Below are 16,781 nucleotides of genomic sequence, written 5' to 3'. Positions count from 1 at the left end.
CTCAAGATATTCGTACAAGTGTGGATTGCTTATATAGGAGTAGAGGATCTCGGCGTGCTGTTCCGTAACCTTTTCTAGGCGCAAGATTATCGCGTCTGTCGCCATCTGTTCTCTGATTCTCTTCTATTACGATTGACTTGATTATTAACTCCGCAAAGAGGTGACATTCATATCGTCATTCAACTTGCGAATTAAACGGGATAACTCACGAATGATATTTACCGCAATTTCAGGGGTTTCTTCGATCGCATCATACAGCTGCTCTTGCGTCAGTTCCAAAAATTCGCAAGGTTCCAAAGTCGTTGCACTGGCAGAACGAGGTTGAGTATCAAATACTGCCATCTCACCAAAGTATTTACCCTGTTCCACCTCTGCAAGTTGTTTATTGCCGATGTGAACTTTAACTCGGCCTGACACGACAATATAAAGCGATCGCCCCTCTTCCCCCTGGCGAAAGATGGTGTAATTAGCTGGAAATGACAGTTCGTTCATTACTGAAGTGAGCCGCACAATAAAATCATCCCGCAATTCCTTAAAAATCGGGACTCGCCGGACAAATAATAAACGGTCAACACTGGTTAGCATAATTACAACTTAAAAGTCAAATTTACTGAAACTGAAGCCAGAGTGCAATTAGTCATATTAACCGATGATGATCGCTAGATGCAAAGAATATCACAGACTTTGACAACATCAGGGGCTTCCAAAACATAAAACATCCCATATATAGTAATACCAATTTGAAAAAGGATTGCGAAAGATAGAATCCCTTTTTCATGTCGCTATTCTCCAGTCGTATAGAATTCATTCTGAATTCTGTTTCGATAATAATTAGTTAAAAATATTTTATTAACCATTAGATAACTCAAGCTTTACTTGTTGCCATAACATAATGTGCTAAACATTTATCCTGTAATACTTCTTAAACTTGCAATTAGTTATCATGGAATCTAATCACTCATTGAAGCTAAACCGCCGTCAGTTTTTACTCCGTTCAACTATCACAGCAGGCGGAATTATTGCCACAAATCTTGTATCTAAATCACAAGTATTTGCTCAAGCACCTGGCATTATCACCTCTGATAAAATGCGTCCTGCTATACCTTATGGCGTAGCTAGCGGAGACATTTCCAACGATAGCATTGTTATTTGGAGCCGTAGCGATCGCCCCGCCAAAATGATCGTAGAATATTCTACCAGCGAGTCTTTTCGGAATGTGCAGCGATTTGTAGGCCCAAATGCTCTCAAAAATAGCGACTTTACAGCCCGACTTTATCTGAATAATCTACCACCAGACCAACAAATATTTTATCGGGTGATTTTCCAAGATTTAGATTATCAGAACAACAGCGCCCCTGTAAATGGTACCTTCCGAACTCCTCCCAAATTTGGGCGAGATATATTCTTTGTTTGGGGTGGTGACACCGCCGGTCAAGGATGGGGTATTAATCCTGATTTTGGTGGGATGAAAATTTACGAAACCATGCGTCAACTTAATCCCGATTTTTTCATTCATTCCGGCGATAATATTTATGCTGATGGGCCAATTCAGTCAGAAGTTAGGCTAGATGATGGCACAGTTTGGAAAAACATCACCACACTAGAAAAATCAAAAGTAGCAGAAACTCTCACAGAATTTCGTGGCAACTATATTTACAATTTACTTGATGAAAACATCAAACGTTTCAATGCTGAAGTTCCCATATTGGCACAATGGGACGACCACGAAACTACAAATAATTGGTATCCTGGAGAATTTCTTCTTAACGATGACCGCTACACAGTCAAGGATGTTAACTTGCTAGCTCAAAGAGGAAGACAAGCATTTTTGGAATATCTGCCTATTGCTTATACAAATAATGAGCCAGACAAAACGAGAATTTATCGCTCCTTTAAGCATGGCCCATTATTAGATATTTTCATGGTAGATGAACGCACCTATCGGGGGCCAAACACTCCTAATAATCAACCAGTACCAAGTAAAGAAACAGAACTTGCGGGTAGAACACAAATACAATGGTTAAAAAGGCAATTGCTATCATCAAAAGCAACATGGAAGGTGATTGCTAGTGATATGCCTTTAGGATTGATAGTTAGAGATGGTAGCACAAACTTTGAAGCTTGGGCTAACGGAGATGGCCCAGCTTTAGGAAGAGAACTAGAACTTGCAGATTTACTCCGATTTATCAAAAACAAGAATATCCAGAATGTTGTTTGGTTAACTGCTGATGTACATTATGCAGCAGCCCACTATTATGATCCCGCTAAAGCACAATTTAAAGACTTTAAGCCTTTTTGGGAGTTTGTCGCCGGCCCTTTAAATTCTGGAACATTTGGGCCAAACCAATTGGAGAACACTTTTGGCCCGCAATTGATATTTCAAAGCCTCCCTCCAGGTACGCAAGCAAATCGACCCCCAAGTGAGGGGTTGCAATTTTTTGGAGGAGTTAAAATAGATCAAAATACAAAAGTGATGACAGTGACATTGCGTAACTTGGCTGGGGAAACTATTTATAGTGTAGATTTACCGCCAGAGGAATGAGCAAGAATACCAAGAATACTGCGATCGCTATTTAAACTTCAAGTTGTAAATTGCTTTTGAAAACATCTCAAGAGCATCCCGAATGTGCATAAACATAAGCTGTCATTGCGAGCTTTATGAAATGGAGCGACTTTTAGAGTTGCAATCACAAAGTCTAGATACTACATTGCGATTGCTTCATTCCGCTCCGCTTCACTCGCAATGACAATCTATCAATCATCTTGATAAACTTGTAACATTGGGATGCTCCTAAAACCTCAGTAATCTTGTAGGGTATGTTAGCAGAATGTAACGCCGTACAAGTTTGGAATATTGCGTTACACTGTTGTTAACATACCCTACGTATATTTCAAAAATCAAATACTTACTATTAACCATTTCTAATAGAAAAGTATTTGATTCAAACGTCAATGATTAAAACAATAATTGCTTTTCTTATTATTGGGCTAATTATCACTGGGATATTACTCAATCCCATTTTAGTCAAAAGGCGAAGAAACCGTCTCAAACATCGTCCTTTTCCTCCGCTTTGGAATGCAATTATTGAGAATAATCTTCCCATTTATCCCTGTCTTTCTCCCCATGAAATCAGACGACTTAAGGGACATATTCAAGTATTCTTAGCAGAAAAGCAATTTATTGGCTGTGGAGGATTACAGGTAACAGAGGAAATGAAAATTACTCTGGCTGCTGTCGCCTGTTTACTCCTTCTAAATGAACGTGGGCAGTACTTCCCTAAACTTCGTTCAATTCTGGTTTATCCCAACACTTATTTTGTTAAAGAAACGACTGCCATCGGAAATTATGTTGTTGAAGAAAAGCGCGTGGCAAGGCTGGGTGAATCGTGGACAACTGACCAATTAGTAGTATCTTGGGAACAGGTTAAACAAGACACTACTAATTGGAGAGATGGCCGTAACGTTGTGCTTCATGAATTTGCCCATCAGTTGGATCAAGAAGATGGTAAAGCTGAGGGAGTTCCTATACTGCAACACAACTCAGATTATCCTATTTGGGCAAAGGTGATGACAAAAGCATATCAGCAACTTTGTGATGATGTTCTACAAAATGCAAAGACGGTAATGGATAGCTATGGTGCAACAAATCCCGCAGAATTTTTCGCCGTAGCGACTGAGACATTCTTTGAGAAACCGCACCAATTATTGTCCAAGCATCCAGAACTTTATGAACAGCTGCAACGTTACTATCAATTAGATCCTGTGAAATGGGTGTGAATTTAATTAATAAAGCAAATTATAGCGGTTATTTATGACCACGTTATCTAATATAGGATTCCTATTTGATTTTTGAACAGATACGTAGATACGTAGGGTGTGTTAGCGACAGCGTAACGCACCCTTATTAAGGGTTTGGTGCGTTACGGACTTCATCCTAACGCACCCTACAATACTGAGACGGAGCTTGTACTCCGCCCCCAGTTCAAGCGCCCTAGAAGAACGAGGCTTTTCTGCGAAACGCTCCGCGAACGTAAATGTGTTTCCCTTTGCTCCATGTAGGGGGGGAAGGGCTTGCTCCCCTGCTCCCTGCTCCCTTCCCCCCTGCCTCTTCGGTGAAGTTGCTCTAGAACTTGGGGCTTAAGCCCCAAGTCTTGCTCTAAACCTTAGTCGTGAGAAATCTTGATATTTCCGCATGTGCCAACACAGCAGCAGGCTCGCTCTGGAGAGCGTTGTAATACTTTCTCTCGAAGGTATTGCCCGTTTCTAACGGTATAATCAGCGTGCGGACATCAGCAATCAACTTTTCAAAATCGCCCATTGCAATCGGCTCATCTGCTTCGAGCATTTCATCAACTTGCACAACCACCTCGGAAATCCGATGTAGCCAAGCAAATTGTTCATGAGCGATAACTAGCTGAAGAAGTTCTCCGCTTGATACTCGTCCACTAACCTGTTCGTAAGCAATACGTTCTGTGTCCAGCAACATCTTGTGCAGATGAAGCAATTTGTTACGTAAATCACGCAAATATTGATGTTGACGTATTCTTTGTGAAAGTGTGTTAGAAGTCAATGTTACCCATCCTCTCGTTACAATAGTCTTTTACTAATTCGTAATTAGTAATGACGCTCCTATGTCGCTCTAAGTGTTCACATAGCTTGTAAAGAAACTATGTCGTTGGCGCTAACGTAATTCGTAATTAAAGTTTTAATTCTGCTCAACATCTGTGCATACGGCACTATTAACTATCCGCCCAAGCTCGGTTTCTGAATTCGGTTTCCTTGTTAAGGAGCATTACATTATAACTGTTGTATCTTATATTGGATTAATCATATAATAGCATAAAGTTATAAGAAGTACATCTATTGAGGAAATGTCAATTATGGGAAAAATGTCTTAATGTCCCTAGCATACGTAATTCTAGGTTTTCTTCAGCAGCAAGAAATGACGGGCTACGACCTCAAGACAAGCTGCTTTGATCAATGTATTGCCCATTTGTGGCCAGCAGACCAGGCACAAATTTACAGAACTCTTGATAAGCTAGTTGAACAAGGGTGGATTACCTGTACAGTTGAGATTCAACGCGATCGCCCCAACCGTAAAGTATATTGTGTGACGGAGCCAGGAAAAGCCGAATTTGCCCGATGGCTTGAAACTCATCAACCCTTACCGACTATCCGAGAACCTTTGCTCCTCCAGTTGCATTTTGCAGAGCAGTTGCCCAATGAAACCATTATTCATCTACTGGAGCAACAATTGGCGGCTCGAATCAAAAAGCTTTCTGAATGCGAAATAATTGATTTGCCATTACTTGATGATGAGTCTGCCAACCGTGAGCAAGTAATGCAAAGGCTGGTGCTAGAGTTAGTGATCCGAAGAGAACAGACTTATATTGATTGGCTGAAGATAGCGATAAATGTTATCAGTAAACAAAAGCCATGTACATCACATTATCAGATTTTTTAAAATGGCGACAATCGCAGTCAATCCCTATTTAGATCGGAATTTTGCTCCCATTCGTGAAGAAATCACCACCGACAAATTACTAGTCATCGGTGAATTACCTCTTGACTTGTCGGGGATGTTTGTACGGAATGGCCCTAACCCTCAATGGACACCCATAGGTCAATATCACTGGTTTGACGGAGATGGGATGTTGCATGGCGTACAAATTAGCAACGGCGTAGCCACTTATCGCAACCGTTATATCCAGACAGCCGGGTGGAAAAAAGAACGAGAAGCGGGTAAGGCTTTGTGGAGTGGGTTGTTAGAACCACCAAACAGGGATAATCCTCACGGTGGTTACAAAAATACTGCCAACACTGCCTTAGTGTGGCACGCTGGCCAGATGTTGGCGCTGAATGAGGGGGGTTCACCTCATGCCATCAAGCTTCCTGAATTGGAAACTATTGGTGAGTATACCTACAATGGCAAGCTGATTTCTGCCTTCACAGCCCATCCCAAGGTAGATCCGGTTACGGGCGAAATGGTCTTCTTTGGCTATTCTTTGTTTGCACCACCATACGTTCAATATAGTGTGGTCTCGGCAGAAGGCGAACTGTTGCGGACAGTGCCAATCGAACTGCCTATAGGAGTGATGATGCACGATTTTGCCATCACTGAGAACTACACGATTTTTATGGATTTGCCATTAACTTTTAGCGTCGAGCGATCGCAACGGCAAGAACCCATTATGATGTTTGAGCGCGATCGCCCCAGTCGTTTTGGCATCGTACCACGTCACGGAGACAACAGTAATATCCGATGGTTTGAGAGTCCCTCTTGCTACGTCTTCCATACCCTCAACGCTTACGAAGATGGCGATGAAGTAGTGCTGATTGCCTGTCGGATGAGTTCTACTACTGTTTTGAGTCTTGGTGATTCGCAACCCGACGCAGATGCAAATATCCCGCGCTTACATCGCTGGCGATTTAACCTCAATACGGGGACAGTGCGTGAAGAAATGTTAGATGATGTAGCTTCTGAATTTCCCCGCGTCAACGAAAACCTATTGGGGCGACAAAACCGATATGGCTACACTAACAAAGCGGCAAATAATCCCCTACCTTTATTTGAAGGTATTATAAAGTACGACTTCACTAGTGGAAAATCCCAAACCCACGAATTTGGAGAAGGGCGTTATGGCGGTGAAGCTGTGTTTGCATCACGTCCCGGTGCAACATCTGAGGATGATGGCTGGCTGATGACTTTCGTCCACGATGAGAATTCAAACACTTCAGAATTAGTAGTGGTGAATGCCCAAGATGTGACTGCTGAACCTGTAGCACGGGTAATAATTCCTCAACGAGTGCCTTATGGATTTCATGGTACTTGGATTGCGGAACAATAAGGTAAAAGGAACTGGGGATGGGAGCATCCCACTTTTTTCTATGTCATTGCGAGCGTAACGAAGTGAAGCGAAGCAATCGCAAAATCCTCTAACTACGAGCGAGTCCATGCGATTGCTTCCACGATATCACCAAAAAACTTTCTTTAAAACCGCGTTTGATACTCCACTACTGCACGACTATCATCAGTTAAATTAGTGGAAGCACGCACCCGAAATTCATCGTTTATCCGATAGTTAACGCCCCATTGGAAGGGGTCATTTGTTGTTAGAATTTTGATACTGGAAACCGATATTTTGGAAGAAATATCAATCCCAGCCTCGGCTGCTAATTCCAAAGTTGAACTACTCCTTCCCGCTTCAGGATTCTCAGAAATAACGGTAGGAAATATCCGCAGTTCACTTAAACCAAAGGTATTCCCAATCTGGCTAAAAGCTGACTGAAAATTGTTGAACACAGCCGAACCTGCGATATTAATTAGACCCAAAGTACTGTCAGCACGCCCCTGGGTGTCTACAAATCCACCTCCTAAAAGAGCAACAATTTCGGTTTGACTACGTGACGGACTGCTTGTTAGTTCTAGATTATCATTTAGTTTACTAGCAAGACCGTTGATAGTGGCTTCGACTCGAACACTCTCTAATGCTGATAAACCTGTAGAATTTATCCGACTAAAATCATTACTTTGAGTAACATCCAGTACTTTGGCAAATAGCCGAATATCTAAGTTGGGATCGCGGGGTTGAGAGGGGCTAAAAGTTGCGGTGTGCTTATAGCCGCGAGCGAGGTTAAATTGGGTAGTAAATAAATTCACTCCTCCTTGTTCTAAGCGGATAGTGCCATCGGGTACGGGCTGATTGATTGAGCCGTTAACGATAAGATTACCAGTAGCGCGGAAGTTAAGAATAGGAGGACGGCTAATTTGGACATTTTTACCGAGTTCTAAATCTAGATTATTAAAACTAGCGATGCCATTTCCCATCCCATTCTCAATTTCAGCTTTACTCTGCTTATTCTCTTTTGTGGGTGATACATCAAGGCTACTATTTGCAGATGAATTCGTGTCGGTAGATTCTGCTAGCAATACCTGACCATCAAACAAATTTACCTTACCGCCAATTACCGGGTTCAGGGCAGAACCAGTAATCTGTAAATTGCCGCTAGCGCCTCCTTGGTAAAGTCCCTTGAGATTTAATGCTAGTTGATCGAGATTAACAGTCAGGGGATTGTCGATAGTGGTGTTCTCATTGTTAAAAATGGGAATTACTCCAGCAGCTTGTACGTTCCCACGGCTAAATCTACCTTCAAGATTTTCCACTAAGATACGGTCAAAATTAAACAGTACTCTACCTGTGACACGCCTCAGTTTACCTGGCAAAGCCTGGGCTGAAAAAGTAGCATTATTGATAGTAGCAATTCCATCTACTTCCGGTTTTTGCAATGTCCCGCGTACCTTGAGGTCTATTCCTCCTTCACCTTTTTCAAATACGACTTGATTAGTCAATGCGTTTAAAAGTCCTAATCCCTCGTTTTCCAACTTCATATCCAAATTGATTCGGTCATTGTCTGGTGCTACAGTTGCAAAAGGCAATTTATAAGGGATGCTGCCAGTAATATCAACAGGTTTTGGCCCAGCAATTGCTACACTACTACCAAAGTTTAAGCGTCCGTTAGCATAGCTGAAACTTGCCCTCGCTGATTCTATTGCTTTCTGATTCAATAATCCTTCTGTGATTTGCAATTCTCCCCTAGTTTGAGGATTAGCAATGCTACCTGCTAAAGCTGCTGTACCGTTAAGATTCCCTGTAATTCCAATTGGCAGTTTGACAAAATTATTCAGCAGTTGTACCGGAAAATTATTCACCCGCAACTGACCAGATTGTTCATCACCACCGACGTTACCCGTAAAGGCAATCAACCTGTTTTCAGATTCAAGCCGTAAAGGTCGCAAACTCAAAACACCGTTTTCAAAATTACCTTCTGCAATCACCTTATCGGCAGTATAATAACGATTTCGTTCTTCTTTTTTACCCCAAGCAAAATCTTGCCCATTCAAATTAAAATCTACTGATAATCCGTTGGCTGTAGCTGTATTTACAGCTACTTCCCCGTTGAAAGTCCCCTTTAAGTCTGCCAAATCTGGTATTGGAGTAGAATTAAGTCGCTGTTCTTCCTGTTCTTCTACCAAAGTTGCAATTTCAGAAAAACGTTGGATTTGGGTTAATAAGGGTTGATTTGGCACTCCTTGGGGGGTGGTAGTTAAATCCTCTGCTGTACCGTAGATTTCTGCTGAACCGCCTGGCAAATTTTGTAAATCAAATATCTGTGCCACAGTCAGAACATCTTGGATCTCTCCTTGGCTGACGTTCAGTTTACCTTGTAGTTGAGGCCCTTTAGGGCTTTGGGCAAACGTACCGACAAGGGCGTAGCTACTTTTACCTTTGACAAATTCGCTACTGGTGAGTGTGGCTTTACCGTCACCATAGCGGAATTGAGCCGCTAGACGATCGCCTTTAAGTCGGCCAATTTCTGGATCAGCGATCGCTAAATTCCCCGTTGTTGCTAATGTCTGCTGATTAAATAGCAAATCTCCAGTTAATAACCCAGTTATCTTACCAGCACCCAATCGAGTAATTGGTGGCGGAGTCAAATTCAATATTTGTAAGGGGAAATTTGCAACTTTGAGCGCCCAATCATTCCCTTGAACATTACCTGTAGCTGATGCTTGCTGCCATTTGACTAAAAAAGATTTCGGGCGATTATTGGCATCCAAATTAAAGGCCAGGCGATCGCTATTTCCCGCCAAATTTAAACTCAAACCGCGTCCCTGTGCTGAATCGATGTTACCAGTTAACAACGGTTCAAAAGCAATATCTTGAACAACCAAGTCTCGTAAATTAATTTGCCCTACCACATTTGGCAAGGGCAACTTACCAGTGATTTGACCATTAAAATCTACACTTCCCGCCACAGCAACCTGATTAGGAAGATTAATCGGTAACTGTTTTAAGTTGTAATTCTGCGCTTGGACGTTGAGATTTAATGCCGTAATTTCCGGTATACCTGCTTTTTTAGCATTAGCTAATATGTTACCAGTCACACTTAAACCGGGAGCAGTTGCTTGTTCAATGGTAAGCCTTTCACCACTCCAAGCGATCGCAGCCGTCAAGGGTTGCTCAAGACCAGGAAGACCTTGGGATAATTGCACCTGTCCAGCAGCACGCACATCAGCTAATTTGGACGATCCGACAGTGCCAGCTAATTGTAACTGACCGCCAAATTGACCCCGCAATTGCTGATTGAACCGATTTAATTCCACACCAGAAGCATTAACTACAGCTTGATAACGACCGTTAGCCAATTGAATATTAGAAGCTGCGATCGTTCCACCTGCAACATCTAGCCGTCCTTGACCGCTAGCTTGGATAATTTGTGGTTGGATGGATTCAACAGAACCCGCCACATTTGCTTGACCAGTTAACGTCCCTCGCAACTGCGGTGGTACTGCTGCCAACTGCTGCAACGGGACATTATTTGCTTGAACTTGCGCCTGGTATACACCATTAGCCACTTGAATATTAGAGGCTGTAATCGTTCCACCTGCAACATTTACCTGCGCCTGGCCACTGGCTTGGATAGTTTGTGGTTGGAAGGATTCAACAGAACCCGCCACGTTTACTTGACCAGTTAACGTCCCTCGAAACTGCGGTGGTACTGCTGCCAACTGCCGCACAGGAACATTCTTAGCCTGAACTTGCGCCTGATAAACACCATTTGCAAGTTGAATATTAGAGGCTGTAATAGTCCCACCTGCAACATTTATCCGCGCCTGACCACTGGCTTGAATAGTTTCTGGTTTAAAAGAATCAACAGTACCCGCTACGTTTACTTGACCACTCAATGCCCCTCGAAACTGCTTTGGTACTGTTGCCAACTGCTGCACAGGTACATTTTTAGCCTGGACTCGCGCCTGATAAACTCCATTAGCAAGTTGGATATTTTTAGCTGTAACCGTACCACCACCAATAGCAAGGCTACCCTCACCATTTCCACGGAGGGTTTTCAGGCTAAAATTATCTCTGCTACCTGCAATTTGGAACGTACCCGCCAAAGGATTATTTAAAGCTGGGGGAGACTGTTTCAAGATTTGCCCTAACCGCACACCATTCGCTACAAGTTGAGCAGAAAAGCCTTGGTCTTGTAGTTGGATATTAGAAACTGCAACTGTACCGCCACCAATTTGAACTCCTGCCCCATCACTGCGAATCGTGGCAATTTCAAATGGTGCTGTGCTGCCTGAAAGGATGAGACGACCATTAAACTGTGCCCCCGCCAAAGAGACATTTTGCAGTTGACTTTTATCTACAAAGGGTTCTAATTTTACCCTTGAGGCAACGGCTACAGCTTGCCAACGTTGATCGATATAACTTCCACTTGCTCTGACTGTACCACCACTGACATTAAGAGCCACATTACGGAAAGAGACATTGCGATCGCTCCCAATCGCAACTTCACCAGTTCCAGGGTAAGTTCCATTAGGAGCTTGAAATTGTACCAAAGTTTGGACATTGGTAGAAGCGCCGCGTAATTGGGCTGTAGCTGAGACATTACCGATTTGGAACGCAGGTGTTGTTTCATAAACTTTTGCGATCGCATTCCCTGGAACATTCTTGGCAGCGAAATTTAAATCCAGTCGCGGGGTTTTACCAAGTTGAATTGTGCCAGCGCCGGTAATATCACCACCAACTTTGGCTTTACCTTGAATATCTTTTAGGGTAAGTAAAGAGTAACTAGAACTAGTAACAAGCTCAAATTTACTACTGATGCTATTAAAATCAACTTTATCAATCCGGGCAGTTTGAATTGTGCTAACTGAACCTGAGAGAATTGGCTCTTTAGTTGATCCGGTAATTAGCAAATTTGCTTGTACTTGTCCAGCGATCGGTACGGGTAGTTTTACCTTCAGAGTCTCCTGGGCATTAGCCAAACTTACCGCATTTACCCGCCCTGACAACTTAAAGCCTGCTTGAGTGTCAATAATTCCCGTAGCCACTACCGGGATTTTGCCGTAGTTGGTAGTAATGTTGTTTAACTGCAACTCCGTTCCTTGAAAACGGAGATTTCCTTGACTATTACTCAACAGTTGCGGAACTTTGGGTATTTGAAGTGTTACCCCTTGCACAGCAGCGTTGCCATACAATAAAGTCTGCTGTCCTGGTGTCAACCGAACTAATAAGTCGCCATTAGCTCGACCCGCCTGTAAGTTCACTGGTAACTTAATCAACCGAGTAATATCCGCAGCGAACAAATCTTGTGCTTGCAACTGAAAGTTGCCTGCTAGCACCTTGGAACGTGTCTCTCCCTGAATGGAAATATTGCCACCACTGTTTGCTTGCCCTCCCACATCAAACCGAATTAACTGGTTGTTTGCTAAAAGGTGGGCAGATCCATTCAATTGAGAAAATGTTACCGGGGAGGCGGGAGTCGTGGAAGATATTACTTCTCCTGCTCCCCCTGCTCCCCCTGCTTCCCCTGCTTCCTCTGCTTCCTCTGCTTCCTCTACCTCTTCTACTCTCTTCTGCGGCATCAAGGACAGCTTGGCATTGCGAAACCGCAGGTAGTCCAAATCAGTTTTAATTGCACTATCTTTACCTGATGAAGCGATGCTAGTAGAAACCCAGCGCCCTTCCTCATCCTGGTCAATATAAATATCTGGGTTGACTAAGGTAACATCTAGCTTTAGATGGCGGTTAAAGATTAGTTGTAACAGGTCAAAACCCACCTCCACAGATTCGACTACGGCCTGATCTGCATCTGTAGATGTGGCTGGGATAGCTGAAGCCCCAAACTGCACTCCCGTCAAGGAAAATTTTGTGACTTTTCCCAATTTTACCGGACGGTTAAGTGTAGTAGTAAGACTTTCTTGTGCCAACGGGGTTAACTCTGTTTGGACAAAAGTCCACAACCGCCAAACACCGATGATAACTCCTAATAGCAAAAGTCCGCCCAAAGCAATGCTACCCCGCTTCAACACCAGTAACCACAGACGCTTATGGATAGGGCACGGGGAGAAAATATCTTGATTGGGAGATTTAGTCATTTGCTTTCACTGTATTAATTGCCTGATGTTGCTGGCACGCACAAGCATTAACTGACACATTGATTCAGTATGCCCTTTCCAGGATACGCCAACTAAACCCAAGACCCCATTGGTTGAGTTACGGTATTTGGTTGATCCAATACTTATGCTTAATAATATTGGCGTTTTCAGGTAAATCTGATCTCAATAGTGTGAAAATTGTTCCTTTGACTTTTGCACAGGTACAACCTAGAACTTTAATATGAATAGACCTTAAAAAAGACAGATGATTACACCTATGCGTGTCTTTGTGTTGATTTTTAATGCTCGAACGGAAAATGAGGGGATTCACACGATTCGGGAGGGCGATGCCTACGGCGGCAAGCTACGCAATAAAATTCTGATGTTCGAGTCAGAAGACGATGCGACGCGCTTTGCCCTAATGCTAGAAGCTCAGGATTTCCCCGCACCAACACCAGAGCCAATGGATGCTGAAGAAATCAAGGAATTTTGCGAAAGTGCTGGATATGAATGGGAAATTGTCCCAGAAAACAGCAATTTAGTTGTCACTCCCCCAGAGTTGAACGTGGAACAAACGGACTGGCAAGTAGATGCCCAGAAGGAGGATACTATTGAAGACACTTTCCCTCTCAATCAACAGCCACTAGAAGAACCAGAGTTATCTGATTCTGAACTAGAGAAGATGCGTCGCAAATTGGAAGGATTGCTTTAATTAGTCATTAGTCATTAGTCATTGGTCACTGGTCATCAGTCACTAGTCACTAACTGACAAATGACAAATGACAAAGGACAAATGACAAAGGACAAATGACAAATGACAAACTTGCAAGAACGTGGGCATCTTTTAACCGAGCTGGTAAATCCTAACAGTCTGAACTTAGACCAGCTTAGTTCTCTGGAATTGGTAGAACTCTTTAATAGCGAAGACCAAAAAGCAGTTGCGGCGGTTGCGGCGGCGAAGTTTCATTTGGCACAAGCAATTGATATAACCGCAGAGCGTTTGCGCCACGGGGGACGCTTATTTTATATTGGTGCGGGCACAAGTGGTCGCTTAGGGGTATTAGATGCTGCTGAGTGTCCACCTACTTTTTGTACGCCCCCAGAGTTGGTACAGGGGATTATTGCTGGCGGTGCGGGTGCGCTGCTACGCAGTTCGGAGGGTTTAGAAGATAGTGTTGAAGATGGTGAGGCTGCGATCGCTGGGCGACACATTACCCAGCTAGATGTCGTAGTCGGCATTACCGCAGGTGGGACAACGCCTTATGTCCACGGTGCGCTTCATGCTGCTCGTCAACGGGGAGCCAGCACTATTTTTATCGCCTGTGTTCCGGCTGAACAAGTTAGCTTTGATGCCGATATTGACATTCGCCTATTGACAGGGCCAGAAATCATCGCTGGCTCAACTCGCCTGAAAGCTGGTACAGCCACGAAGTTAGCTTTAAATATCCTTTCTACTGGAGTAATGGTTAAACTAGGCAAAGTTTATGGTAATCGCATGGTGGATGTGGCGGTAACAAATCAAAAGCTACGCGATCGCGCTTTACGAATTTTGCAAGACCTCACAGGTTTAAGTCGGGAAGCTGCTGGTTTTTTATTAGAACGCAGTGGCAAATGGGTTAAGCTAGCATTATTAATGCACTGGACTGGTTTAGAAAAAGACGAGGGCGATCGGCTTCTTTCAGAACACCAAAGTAATCTTAGGGCAGCTGTTATCAGCTATCAAAACCACAACCAACCTTAAAACAATTTTCCTAAAGAAATACTCTATAGGTGGCTGCTACTTGTCTGAGTAGGACACCTTTTTTTAAAGATAAAATTCCCTAAAAAGCTCATTACAATTTATTTGTGAAGCTGCGTCAAATCTCCTTTGCGTCCTTCTCTCAAGGGGAGACGCTAACGCGAATGCGGTTCTTTCTTCATCCAGTAGTTTGGCGCACTTTCATACAAAATTACTATTACTACAATTTCCCAAAATAAACAAATGTAAACTTAAATCAATATTTATAACAGTAAGAGCCAATTTCAACAATTAAGGTAAATCTCTCTAGAGACTCTTAATCTTTATTAAAACAAAAAATTCAGAACTTCCACGGATATAATCCCATTAGAAAGTTATTAAAATAATATACAAATACTCAAATGCATCTTAATGATATGGACTATAACAATCTACTCCAGTCCTAAAGTCTGCCGATAATAAACTCTGTGCTAGAGAACTTACGAACTCTCAAAATTTTTGCTATTTTTCTATCACCTTTGATTTTAATAAATTTGCTTTAAATTGCTATATACCAAAATAGATTTAAGCTTTTTGAGGTGTCTGTTGACCACTATATAGCTAGCGTGGGTTTTTAATACCTGGCTTTTTAATATAAGGAACAAAATATGGCCCACTCGGAAATTATTCTTTCAAATAACCTGATAAATGAATTTAAAACTTGTACTCAACTACAATATAATGGCAAATTAAATATTAAAAGTTCAAAAGGCAGCCAATGGACTTTTTACTATCGGCTAGGACGGATAGTTTGGGCAACAGGTGGAACTCATCCCTTCCGCCGATGGCGTAGACAGATGGCTCAAAATTGTCCTCAGATTGATGTTGATAAGTTGCTGTTGCGTTCACAAGATGTATCACTAGATTACTGGGATTACCGTCTTCTAGAAATCTTTCATAAAAAACAGAAAATTCAGAGAGAACAGATTCAGTCTATTGCAGAAAACACCATCGCAGAACTCTTATTTGATCTAGCTCTGCAAGGAAATTTTGCTTCTATAAGTTGCAATCGCAGCCAAGAAGTTATCCTCGAAACACCAATGAGCTTCACCAGTGCAGAAATGTCTGTAAAGCACATGCAAGACTCGTGGAAAAGTTGGTCAGAAGCTGGTTTAGCAAATTTTTCTCCTGACTTGGCACCAATTTTGCGGCGGCCAGAACAACTCCAACAGATGGTAAGTCCGTCTGTCTACAAAAACTTTGTAAGTTTAATCAATGGCAAATTAACTCTGCGAGATTTAGCCGTGAAAATGAAGCAAAGTGTACTGCCTTTGACCCGTTCATTGCTTCCCTATATTCTTAAAGGAATCATCGAATTGGTGGAAGTCGCTGACACGCCGTTAGTGCCAACTGAAGTAAATAATAAACCTGTCACCGCACAACCAAAGAAACCCATTGCTCCACTAGTAGCCTGCGTAGATGATAGCCCTCAAGTCTGTAAAATGCTAGAGGATATTATCACTGCCAATGGACTAAGGTTTATCAAGATTCAAGATGCTGTACAAGCTCTACCAACTCTTATTCAAAATAAACCAGACCTAATTTTCTTAGATTTGATTATGCCGGTCGCCAGTGGTTACGAAATCTGCACTCAGTTACGGCGAATATCAGCCTTTGCCAATACACCAGTGATTATATTAACAGGTAGTGATGGTCTTTTAGATAGAGTTCGTGCTAAGGTAGTCGGTTCTACAGATTTTATTACTAAACCCGTAGTGGCTGACAAGGTAATGAGTATACTACGTAAGTATTTACCTGCATCAAGTGTCCCCATTGAAAAGAGTAAAGCTAACGCCAATATGTTTCAGGAGGTAGGAACTAGAAAGCAGGAGGCAGGAGGAGGCCACGCTTAAAAAAGCAAACTTCTCTTTTAATTAGAGAAAATTAGTAATTTCTCTTCAAATTAATCATTAGCCTATTGCTCACGGAGAGCCATAAAAAAATTTTTACCACCCTAATAAGCATAAATTTAATGGGGTGCTAAATAAAAAGTTAAAAGTCAGAATTTACAAAAAAATTAGGTAGGTTTTAAACCGCTACCTAATTTTTTTGTAATTA

At 42.4% G+C, this 16,781-nt stretch carries 10 protein-coding genes; 7 read left to right on the top strand and 3 right to left on the bottom strand.

Going from position 1 to position 16,781, the window contains the following annotated elements:
* Nucleotides 1-144 precede the first annotated feature (144 nt).
* Nucleotides 145-585: a Crp/Fnr family transcriptional regulator gene (locus VB732_RS13470; protein WP_323231350.1), complete on the bottom strand. Its 441-nt coding sequence runs from the start codon at nt 583-585 to the stop codon at nt 145-147.
* A 358-nt stretch (nt 586-943) separates the two neighbouring features.
* On the opposite strand from VB732_RS13470, the gene VB732_RS13465 reads away from it, so the two are divergent.
* Together VB732_RS13465 and VB732_RS13460 are read left to right on the top strand one after the other, a co-directional pair.
* Entirely contained in the window at nt 944-2,542 is a 1,599-nt protein-coding gene (locus tag VB732_RS13465) for an alkaline phosphatase (RefSeq protein ID WP_323231349.1), read from the top strand.
* A 410-nt stretch (nt 2,543-2,952) separates the two neighbouring features.
* A complete protein-coding gene (locus VB732_RS13460) occupies nt 2,953-3,777 on the top strand; it encodes a M90 family metallopeptidase (RefSeq protein WP_323231347.1) in 825 nt (274 codons plus the stop codon).
* A gap of 379 nt (nt 3,778-4,156) precedes the next feature.
* Here VB732_RS13460 and VB732_RS13455 read toward each other — a convergent pair whose 3' ends face one another.
* Complete coding sequence (locus VB732_RS13455) at nt 4,157-4,570, bottom strand: hypothetical protein (protein ID WP_323231346.1); 414 nt, start codon at nt 4,568-4,570, stop codon at nt 4,157-4,159.
* 327 nt (nt 4,571-4,897) lie between these two features.
* Here VB732_RS13455 and VB732_RS13450 point away from each other — a divergent pair, with 327 nt between their 5' ends.
* Both VB732_RS13450 and VB732_RS13445 read left to right on the top strand, forming a co-directional pair.
* Nucleotides 4,898-5,464 (top strand): PadR family transcriptional regulator, encoded by a 567-nt coding sequence (locus tag VB732_RS13450; RefSeq protein WP_323231344.1) that lies wholly within the window; start codon nt 4,898-4,900, stop codon nt 5,462-5,464.
* A 1-nt stretch (nt 5,465) separates the two neighbouring features.
* Nucleotides 5,466-6,848 (top strand): carotenoid oxygenase family protein, encoded by a 1,383-nt coding sequence (locus tag VB732_RS13445; RefSeq protein WP_323231343.1) that lies wholly within the window; start codon nt 5,466-5,468, stop codon nt 6,846-6,848.
* Nucleotides 6,849-6,991: 143 nt separating this feature from the next.
* Here the strand turns inward: VB732_RS13445 and VB732_RS13440 are convergent, their stop codons facing one another.
* A complete protein-coding gene (locus VB732_RS13440) occupies nt 6,992-12,946 on the bottom strand; it encodes a translocation/assembly module TamB domain-containing protein (protein WP_323231342.1) in 5,955 nt (1,984 codons plus the stop codon).
* 265 nt (nt 12,947-13,211) lie between these two features.
* Between VB732_RS13440 and VB732_RS13435 the strand changes: the two genes are divergently transcribed.
* The 3 genes from VB732_RS13435 (at nt 13,212) to VB732_RS13425 (ending at nt 16,576) form a co-directional block, all read left to right on the top strand.
* Nucleotides 13,212-13,658 carry a DUF3110 domain-containing protein gene (locus VB732_RS13435; RefSeq protein WP_323231341.1) on the top strand — a complete coding sequence of 149 codons (447 nt, stop codon included), beginning with the start codon at nt 13,212-13,214 and terminating at the stop codon, nt 13,656-13,658.
* 102 nt (nt 13,659-13,760) lie between these two features.
* A complete protein-coding gene (murQ, locus tag VB732_RS13430; protein ID WP_323231340.1) occupies nt 13,761-14,687 on the top strand; it encodes an N-acetylmuramic acid 6-phosphate etherase in 927 nt (308 codons plus the stop codon).
* 644 nt (nt 14,688-15,331) lie between these two features.
* On the top strand, nt 15,332-16,576 hold the full coding sequence (locus VB732_RS13425; protein ID WP_323231339.1) for a response regulator: 1,245 nt from the start codon (nt 15,332-15,334) through the stop codon (nt 16,574-16,576).
* Nucleotides 16,577-16,781 lie beyond the last annotated feature (205 nt).

This window comes from Nostoc sp. UHCC 0252, assembly GCF_034931145.1.
Classification (GTDB): Bacteria; Cyanobacteriota; Cyanobacteriia; order Cyanobacteriales; family Nostocaceae; genus Nostoc.
The sequence above is the reverse complement of the archived record's forward strand: the minus strand, read 5'-3'. Positions and strand labels throughout refer to the sequence as shown.

Excerpts from the sequence above, each read along its gene's own strand:
- VB732_RS13470 (WP_323231350.1), bottom strand. The coding sequence starts at position 585 with ATGCTAACCAGTGTTGACCGTTTATTATTTGTCCGGCGAGTCCCGATT.
- VB732_RS13465 (WP_323231349.1), top strand. The coding sequence starts at position 944 with ATGGAATCTAATCACTCATTGAAGCTAAACCGCCGTCAGTTTTTACTC.
- VB732_RS13460 (WP_323231347.1), top strand. The coding sequence starts at position 2,953 with ATGATTAAAACAATAATTGCTTTTCTTATTATTGGGCTAATTATCACT.
- VB732_RS13450 (WP_323231344.1), top strand. The coding sequence starts at position 4,898 with ATGTCCCTAGCATACGTAATTCTAGGTTTTCTTCAGCAGCAAGAAATG.
- VB732_RS13445 (WP_323231343.1), top strand. The coding sequence starts at position 5,466 with ATGGCGACAATCGCAGTCAATCCCTATTTAGATCGGAATTTTGCTCCC.
- VB732_RS13440 (WP_323231342.1), bottom strand. The coding sequence starts at position 12,946 with ATGACTAAATCTCCCAATCAAGATATTTTCTCCCCGTGCCCTATCCAT.
- VB732_RS13435 (WP_323231341.1), top strand. The coding sequence starts at position 13,212 with ATGATTACACCTATGCGTGTCTTTGTGTTGATTTTTAATGCTCGAACG.
- murQ (WP_323231340.1), top strand. The coding sequence starts at position 13,761 with ATGACAAACTTGCAAGAACGTGGGCATCTTTTAACCGAGCTGGTAAAT.
- VB732_RS13425 (WP_323231339.1), top strand. The coding sequence starts at position 15,332 with ATGGCCCACTCGGAAATTATTCTTTCAAATAACCTGATAAATGAATTT.